At 74.6% G+C, this 7,800-nt stretch carries 7 protein-coding genes; 2 read left to right on the top strand and 5 right to left on the bottom strand.

Translation table 11 applies throughout. The annotated features are described in order from the left end of the window. Positions 1 to 157: 157 nt before the first annotated feature. The 5 genes from ACIBEA_RS36845 to ACIBEA_RS36825 all read right to left on the bottom strand — a co-directional run bounded on the left by ACIBEA_RS36845 (position 158) and on the right by ACIBEA_RS36825 (position 5,098). Positions 158 to 1,453 (bottom strand): hypothetical protein, encoded by a 1,296-nt coding sequence (locus ACIBEA_RS36845; RefSeq protein WP_399267572.1) that lies wholly within the window; start codon positions 1,451 to 1,453, stop codon positions 158 to 160. Positions 1,454 to 1,757: 304 nt separating this feature from the next. Then, on the bottom strand, positions 1,758 to 3,146 hold the full coding sequence (locus ACIBEA_RS36840; RefSeq protein ID WP_399267571.1) for a S8 family peptidase: 1,389 nt from the start codon (positions 3,144 to 3,146) through the stop codon (positions 1,758 to 1,760). Positions 3,147 to 3,290: 144 nt separating this feature from the next. Continuing rightward, entirely contained in the window at positions 3,291 to 3,743 is a 453-nt protein-coding gene (locus ACIBEA_RS36835) for a GNAT family N-acetyltransferase (RefSeq protein ID WP_399267570.1), read from the bottom strand. Positions 3,744 to 3,813: 70 nt separating this feature from the next. Then, positions 3,814 to 4,524, bottom strand: coding sequence for a 4'-phosphopantetheinyl transferase family protein (locus ACIBEA_RS36830; protein WP_399267569.1), 711 nt, complete (start codon positions 4,522 to 4,524; stop codon positions 3,814 to 3,816). Between the two features lie 67 nt (positions 4,525 to 4,591). Further along, positions 4,592 to 5,098, bottom strand: coding sequence for a hypothetical protein (locus ACIBEA_RS36825; RefSeq protein WP_399267568.1), 507 nt, complete (start codon positions 5,096 to 5,098; stop codon positions 4,592 to 4,594). Positions 5,099 to 5,293: 195 nt separating this feature from the next. On the opposite strand from ACIBEA_RS36825, the gene ACIBEA_RS36820 reads away from it, so the two are divergent. Together ACIBEA_RS36820 and ACIBEA_RS36815 are read left to right on the top strand one after the other, a co-directional pair. Continuing rightward, complete coding sequence (locus ACIBEA_RS36820) at positions 5,294 to 7,018, top strand: sensor histidine kinase (protein ID WP_399267567.1); 1,725 nt, start codon at positions 5,294 to 5,296, stop codon at positions 7,016 to 7,018. Beyond that, positions 7,015 to 7,794, top strand: a complete 780-nt coding sequence (locus tag ACIBEA_RS36815; protein WP_399267566.1) for a response regulator — start codon at positions 7,015 to 7,017, stop codon at positions 7,792 to 7,794. Before ACIBEA_RS36820 ends, ACIBEA_RS36815 begins: the two co-directional genes overlap by 4 nt. The last annotated feature ends 6 nt before the right edge of the window (positions 7,795 to 7,800 follow it).

The following is a 7,800-nucleotide window of genomic DNA, read 5'->3' as shown; positions in this document are numbered from 1 at the left end:
GGGGGGGGGGGGGGGGGGCGGCGGGGGGGGGGGGGGGGGGGCGGGGGTGGGGGGGGGGGGGGGGGGGGGCGGGGGGGGGGGGGGGGGGGGGGGGGCCGGGGGGGGGGTGGGGGGGGGGGGGGGGCCGCCCCCCCCCCCCCACCACCCGGTTGACCGGTCAGGCGATGGAGAAGGTCACGACCGACTGGTAGGTGTCCGCGAACATGAACGGCGGGAGCTGGATCATCCCGGCGCCGCCGACGGCGAACTCACCACCGGTCAGTTCGTCCCCGCCGGCCGCCTGGGAGGCGACCTTCATCGGGGTGTCCGTGATCGCGCCGGGGGTTCCGGCGGAGCAGGTGCTCGGGCTGTCCGCATTGGTCACGGTGCAGGTCGGCTGGATGCCGATCTGGGCCTTGGCCATGGAGTGACCGGTGGTCTGGTTCAGGAACGGCGTACGGGTCGCCGTCACGTCCCAGCCAAGGGTGCCGCCGCGGAAGTCCTGGACGGCCGCGGCGTTGAACATGCCGACCACCGACTGGGCCTTGCCGTTGATGGTGACGGAGCCGAAGCTGACGGCGGGCTGGCCGTCCTTCGGGCCCAGCGCCAGCGGGCCGGGGAGCACCTCGACGTCGACCGGGTTCTTCACGCCCGCCTGGTCCTCCAGGAACACGAACGCCTTGGCCGGGGCGATCGAGCCGTCGATCTTGATCGCGTCGGCCTTCTTGGTGACCGTGAGGGTGCAGCTGGCGACGCCTGACGCGTCGGCCGTGCCCGTGCCCGTGTCACCGGTGGCCGCGCCGCCGAGGAGGGCGGAGCAGGTCACGGCGCCCGCGGGGAAGTTGGCGCCGGTGGCGACGACGGCGGTGCCCGCCTTGCCGCTGTTGGGCGTCACCTTCGTGGTGATCGGATCCTTGGGCAGGGCTTCCACGGCGACCGAGCCGACCGAACCGCTGGGTCGCGGGCCGGGCGTACAGGTCGTGGTGTACACCGTGCCGCCGAGGTCGGCGTCCGTGATCACCTGGTCGATGGTGATCTGGACGGTGGTGCCCTCGGTGCCGTCCGGGATGGTGATGTTCCCGCTGAACGCCGGCGGGTCGGCCTTCTTGTTGGCCTCCTGGTGGCTGGGCACGGCCGGGCTGGTGACGGTCTGGGCGACCCCGCCCACGAACAGCTTGGCCTTGATGGTGTTGACCGTGTCGATCGTGAACATCGGGATGACCGGGGTCTCGCCCGGGTCGATGGTGATCGGCACGGACTGACCGGCCTTGGCGCCGTCCGGGAGCGTGATCGTGAAGTCCTGGTTGCCGTTGGCACCCGGCTGCGGCGCGGGGGCGACGCAGTTCATGGCGACCGGCGTGGTCTTGGTCGCTGCTTGAGCCGTACCCGCCAGGCCCACCACGCCACCCGTCAGGGCCAGGGAAAGGGCGCCCGCCCCGGCCAGAACTCTTCGTCGGAACGTTGTCGTACTCACTGGGTCGCGACTCCTTCGTCGAACGAACCCTCCCCCCACCCGCTGTGGGGGAGAGGCCGAGCCGGTGCGGTGGCCGATATTGACGCGTCGCGGTCATGAGAAGTCAATGACTTGCTTTCGCCCGAAGCACTCAGAAATTGATGTCCCATCAGAACGGGGCGGGGAGCGGGCGGGGTACCGACTGGTCGGTGGGTCGCGGGTGGGGTCGCAGGTGGGGCGGGTGGGGTGTCCTGGGTGTGTCCGTAGCCGATCCGACCTGCGCATTCCGCCGTGCGGGGTCGCGCCGTCGTACCGCCGTACGGTCCTACGGAGCGGGTTGGACGGCCTGGACGGGCGGGGCGGACGGCGGTACGGGTGCGGGCGCCGTCACCGGGGCCGGTACGGGTGCGGGGGCCGGTACCGGTACGGGGGCGGGTACGGGTGCGGGAGCGGGGGCCGGCACGGGCGCGGGTGCCGTCACGGGTGTCCGCGGGGTCTGCAGGAGCAGGTTCGGGGTGCGCACCGGCAGGTTCGTGATCTTGTTGACGGCCGCGCTCCTGGTGATCACCTCGGCCACCTCCGCCGGGGTCCTGGCCGTTCCGGCGGCCAGGATCAGGGCGGCGGTACCGGCCACGTGCGGGGCGGACATGGAGGTGCCCGAGAGGGTCCGGACGGCGTCCGGAGCGCCCTTCCAGGCCGAGGTGATGCCCAGACCCGGGGCGAGCACGTCCACGCAGCGGCCGTAGTTGGAGAAGGAGGCCCGCCGGTCGGCGGCGTCGGTCGCGCCGACCGTCAGGGCGCTCGACGTGCTGCCGGGGGAGGAGTAGCAGGCGTTGGCGTTGTCGTTGCCCGCCGCGACGGTGAAGGTGATCCCGGAGGCGACGGCCCTGGCGACGGCCCGGTTCATGCCGAAGCTGTAGCTGCCGCCCATGCTCATGTTGGCGACGGCCGGGCCCCCGCCCGCCCTCCTCGCCTTGAGCGCGTGGCCGATCATCCAGTCGATGCCCCCGATGATGTCGGAGACGCTGCCGCTGCCCTGCTGGTCGGCGACCTTGACCGCGATCAGGCTCACCCCCTTGGCGACCCCGTAGGTGGCGCCGCCCAGGCTGGCCGCCACATGGCTGCCGTGCCCGTTGAGGTCCTGGGCGGCCTCCGTGGTCTCGTTGGCCCCGAGGACGGCGCGGCCGCCGAACTCCGTGTGGGCGGTGTTGATCCCGGTGTCGAGGACGTACGCCGTCACGCCCGCGCCGGTCCCCGGGTACGCGTACGCCCCGTCGAGCGGGAGCGCGCCCTGGTCGAGGCGGTCCAACTGCCAGGGCGCCCGCGCCTGGGACCCGGGCCCGCCGGTGGTGCCGGAGCCGGCGGTGGTGCCAGAAGTGGCCGTGGTGTCGGTGGTGTGGACGAGGGCGTCGGGCTCGACGGACGCCACCCGCGGATCGGCGGCCAGTTCGGCCGCGCGGGCCGCGGTGGTCCGTACGGCGAAGCCGCTCAGGGCGGTGTCGTACACCCGGTCGATGGTGTCGCCCGCCCGCGCGGCCTCGGCGGCCAGGGCCCGGGCGGGGGCGCGCGTGGAGGTGTCCTTGAGGACGACGACGTAGGGGGCCGTGGCGTCGGCGGTGTCGTGGCCGCTGCTCGCGCCGGAGTGCGCTTGCAGGGGCAGCGCGGTCGCCGCCAGCAGGGCGGCGGCGGGGAGCAGCGCGGTGATTGCGGTCATGCGGCGATGCTCGGCGAGGCGGGGAGGGTGCGCGCGGAGGGTGCGCCGAGTGGGCGCACGACACGCCGCCCAAGGGGGGTACGGCGTGACGGATGTGACGGGTGGGACGGGCTGTGCGCACCCCGTCCTGAGGGTTGGCGGCCCTCAGGCCTTCGGAGCCGTGTCCTCGGCAGCCGTGACCTCGGCGGCGGGCAGGGCCCAGCCGCGCATCGTGAAGACGCCCTCGTCCACGGCGCCGGCCGAGCGGTACGTCGCGAGCGCCGCCTCGTTGTCGGTGTCCACGCCCACCCACATCCCGTAACAGCCGCGCGCCCGTGCCTCGTCCGCGAGCGCGCGGGTCAGAGCGTGTCCGATCCCGCGGCGCCGGTGGCCCTCGTCCACGCTCAGCTCGTACAGGCACATCTCGGTGCCCTTGTCGGGGTGGCTCATCTCGACGCCGGAGACCATGCCCGCCGGTACGCCGTCCACATAGGCGATGAGCATCAGGTGCCCGGCGGCGGCGAGGAACCGGGCGGCCCAGTCCTCGCGCGCGGGGCCGTCGAAGAGTCCCTCTGCGGCGACGAGTTCGGCAACGCTGCAAGCCCGGCGGATGTCCATGCGGCCCAGGCTAGCGCGGTGACCGGAAACGTTCACCGGGTCACGGCGCCGGCGCCGTCTCGGGCACGGTTCAGGCCGTGGGGCCCGCCTGTACGGCCAGCGCGGCCGCGTAACCGCGGGGGGCCGGAAGGTCGGTCAGGGTCCAGCCCGCGACCGCGGCGGGGGCGGGGGCGGAGCCGACGTACGGGTCGACGAGGCCCAGGGCGAGGCCCGTGCCGGTGGCCTTGAGGTAGGCCTCCTTGCGGCACCAGATCCGGGACAGGGCCAGCGGCCGTCCCGACTCGGGCAGGGCCTTCAGCTCGGCGGTCTCGTCGGGGTGCAGGGTGTGCAGTACGTCGCGCACGGCTTCGGGGCTCGGTATCGCCTCCACGTCGACCCCGAGCGGAACCCGGGAGAAGGCGAAGTAGGCCAGGTCCCCGCTGTGCGAGAGCGAGAAGTGGATCGCGCCGCCGGCGACGGCGGGGCGGCCGTGCGGGCCACCGCAGCAGGGGCAGACCTCGCGGACGAGCGAGACCCGCTCGGGGGCCAGGCCCAGATAGCCGCCGAGCAGGACCCGCAGCCCGACGTGCGAGGCCAGGTAGCGGTGCCGGTCGGCCTGCTGGCGGCGGCGGCCGGCCTGGTCGCGCTCGGCCGCGTCCAGCAGGGACAGTGCCTCGGCGACGCGGTGCCCACCCACCACGTCCAGCGTGGTGTCCAGGGCCCACAGGGACACGGCGCTGCCCTGGGGCAGCGCGCCGATCCGAGGGGCGCCGCCGCCGAGTTGGTTCACGTACTCGATCACCTGAACGAGGGTAGTCGAGGCCGGGGGCGCGCAACCAGGGCGGTCCGGTCCCGTGCTCCGGCGCACGTCAGCGGGTTGCCGTGGCGCCGGCCATCGTCGCCGTGGGCGGGACCGCGCCGGGCGTCACCGGGCCGTTGGTCCAGGCGTAGACCTTCTGGCCGCGCACCACGACGTGGTAGCGGCCCCGGCACTCCGGGCTCGCCTTGCTCCCCGCGTCCTTCGGCCACCACTTCGCCGCCAGCTTGGGGCTGCCGGGCCGCGCCGGGGCGTCCGCGCAGGGGGATCCGCCCATCGGGGTCCGGCCGAGGGTGAAGCGGATCAGCTTCGCGTCGCCCGTCGTGTGGGCCTTCACCTTGACCCGCTTGGCGTCCTGCGGGATCCAGTCGGGCAGGACGAAGGCGGGGTCGCCCTGCTTCGGCGCGTCCGCCGCGGTGGCGAACGTCTTCTCCTCGTTGTTGAAGAGACGGGCGTTGACCATGTCGGTCACCGGGTTCGGCGGAAGGTTCGGCAGCGCGACGGCGGCGACGGCGATGACTCCCACGGTGGCGAGGGCGATGACGAAGGGACGCTTCATGTCTTCCAGTGTTGCCGCCGGAATCCCCCACCGGGTCCGCCCTGCGGACGAACCTCTATTCACCGCAAGTCTGATACGGATATCCGCCCCCGCCCGCCTCTCCCTTTGGACAGAGGAGCCGATCCACCGTGAGGTGTACGCGGGAGATCCCTGCGACCTCGGATAATCGGGGATATGTCTTTTATGGGGCGCACCATGGCCCGCGCCGCGGTCGAAGCGGTCGGCGGCGGGCTCCTCATTCTTGCGGCGTACGAGGCGCTCAACCGGATCGGTGTCGCCCTGGGGCTGAACGCGAAGCTCGCGCTGACCCTCCTCGCGCTCGCGGTCTTCGTCGTGCGCCGCCGCTTCCCCGAAGCCGCGCTGGTCCTCATGGGCGCCCTGCTCGGCGCGATGACCGCCCTCGCCCCGCTGGCGGCGGTGACCGCGTACACGGTGACCCGGCAGTTGGCGGGGACCGGACGGCGGGCCGCCGTGTTGCTCGCCGCCAGCGCGGTGACCGTCCCGACGGCGGGCCTGGCCGTCTACCGGCGGACCGGCGGCGGCTGGGACTACGGGCTGACCGTCGGCGCGATCCTGGCCGCCGTCGCCGTCCTCGTACCGGGCCTGGTCGGTGCCTCCGCCGGGCAACAGCAGCGGTTGCTCGTCGCGCTGCGGGAGCGGACCGTCGCCGCCGAGGAGGCCCGGCGGCTCGCGGACAGCGAATCGCGCATCCACGAACGGTCGCGCATCGCCGCCGAGATGCACGACCTGGTCGGACACCGGCTCAGCCTGATCTCCCTGCACACCGGCGGCCTGGAGATGGCGCTGCGCGGCCAGCCCCAGGACCTGCGGGACAGCGCCGCGCTGATCCGGCAGGCGACGAGGGACGCCATGCGGGAGCTGCGCGAGGTGCTCGGGGTGCTCGGGCCGCTGGGCCGGGACACCGGTACGGACGCCCTGACCGACGCCACCGGCACCCGGGCCGACATCGAGGCGCTGGTCGCGGAGTCCCGGGCAGGCGGGGTCGCCGTGGACTTCTCCTGGACCGGTCCGGACACCGACCGGCTGGAGGCGCGGGTCCGGCGGGCCGTGCACCGGGTGGTGCGCGAGGCCCTGACGAACGTCCACCGGTACGCGGTCGGGGCCGCCGTGGAGGTGGCCGTCGCGCACACGGCGGAGCTCGTCGAGGTGAGCGTCGTCAACGGCGCCCGCGCCGCGGCCCCCGATCCGCGGGCCGCACCCGTCGGGTCCGGGCGCGGGCTGTCGGGGCTGCGCGAACGGGTCTCCCTGCTCGGCGGCATGCTCTCCGCCGGACCCTGGGGCGTCGGCTTCGCGGTCGTCGCCAGGATCCCGGTGGGGCCCGGCCGCAGCGCCGCGTCCGCCGGCGCGGGGGACCGTACGCGGGAGGCGGGGAGCGCGTACGAGGGGAGCGCCGACGAGGGGAGTGCGTACGAGGGGGTACGGGCCGGCGCAGGGCCCGGGAGCACGGGGGCCGCCGCGGCCGTCGACGACGGCTTCGCCGCGCGGATCGCGGCGGAGGCCGGGCGGCTGCGCCGGGCCCCGCTCCTGGTACCCCTCGCCCAGGCAGCGTCCGCGCTGCTGGGCCTCGCCGGGATCGTCGCCGTCCTCGCGGCCGGCTTCCAACTGGCGGCGCAGGCGCAGCCGTCCCGCTACGTAGCGCCCAAGCCGCCGCAGATCGGCATGGACCGGAACGAGGCGCGGTACGCGGGCGTCGTGGACTTCGGCCTCGCCCGCGCCGCGGCGGCGGGGCGCGAGCCGCCCCGGCCCGCGGGCGCCTCCGAGTGCGTCTACCCGTACGTCGACGACCGGGGCACGGAAGGCGCCGACGCCCTGCGGCTCGTCCGCTACTGCTTCCGGGACGGCATCCTGACCACGATCGACCGATTCGAGGTGCCGATGGCGCCGAGGAGTTCACGATGAACCGGATGAACCAGCAGCCCACCCCTGACCACGCCGCTGACCATGGCGTCGGCCATGCCGTCGACCCGGCCTCCGGCGCCGCCGTGCGGGTGCTGCTCGCCGACGACGAGCAGATGATCCGGGCCGGCGTGCGGATGATCCTGCGGCACGCGGGGGGCATCGAGGTCGTCGCCGAGGCGGCCGACGGCGCCGCCGCCGTCGAACTCGCCGCCCTGCACCACCCGGACGTGGTGCTCATCGACATCCGGATGCCCGTCCTCGACGGCCTCGCGGCGATCGCCCCGCTGACCGCCCTGGAGCCCCGGCCCCAGGTGGTCATGCTCACCACCTTCGGCGACGACGACAACGTCCTGCGCGCGCTGGCCGCCGGAGCCACCGGCTTCCTGCTCAAGGACGAGGGCCCCGACGAGTTGATCAGCGCCGTACGGTCGGCGGCCGCCGGGGACGCCGTGCTCTCGCCCGGGGTCACCGGAACCGTCATCCGGCGCATGCTGGAGGGCGGCGGAGCCGTGCAACCCGTGCGCCGTCCCGCACCGGGCGCCCCCGACGCCCGGATCGCGGCGCTGACCGAGCGCGAGCGCGAGGTGCTGGGCCTGCTCGGTGCCGGGCTGGCCAACGCGGCCGTCGCGGTCCGGCTCGGCATCGGCATCGGCACCGTCAAGACGCACGTCGGCTCGATCCTGGAGAAGACGGGCTGCGCGAGCCGGGTGCAAGCCGCCCTGCTGGCCCACCAGGTGGGCCTCGACGGCCCGGCGGACCCGGCGCCCGGGGCCTGACGCCCG

The organism is Streptomyces sp. NPDC051555, assembly GCF_044454405.1.
GTDB lineage: Bacteria > Actinomycetota > Actinomycetes > Streptomycetales > Streptomycetaceae > Streptomyces.
The sequence above is the reverse complement of the archived record's forward strand: the minus strand, read 5'-3'. Positions and strand labels throughout refer to the sequence as shown.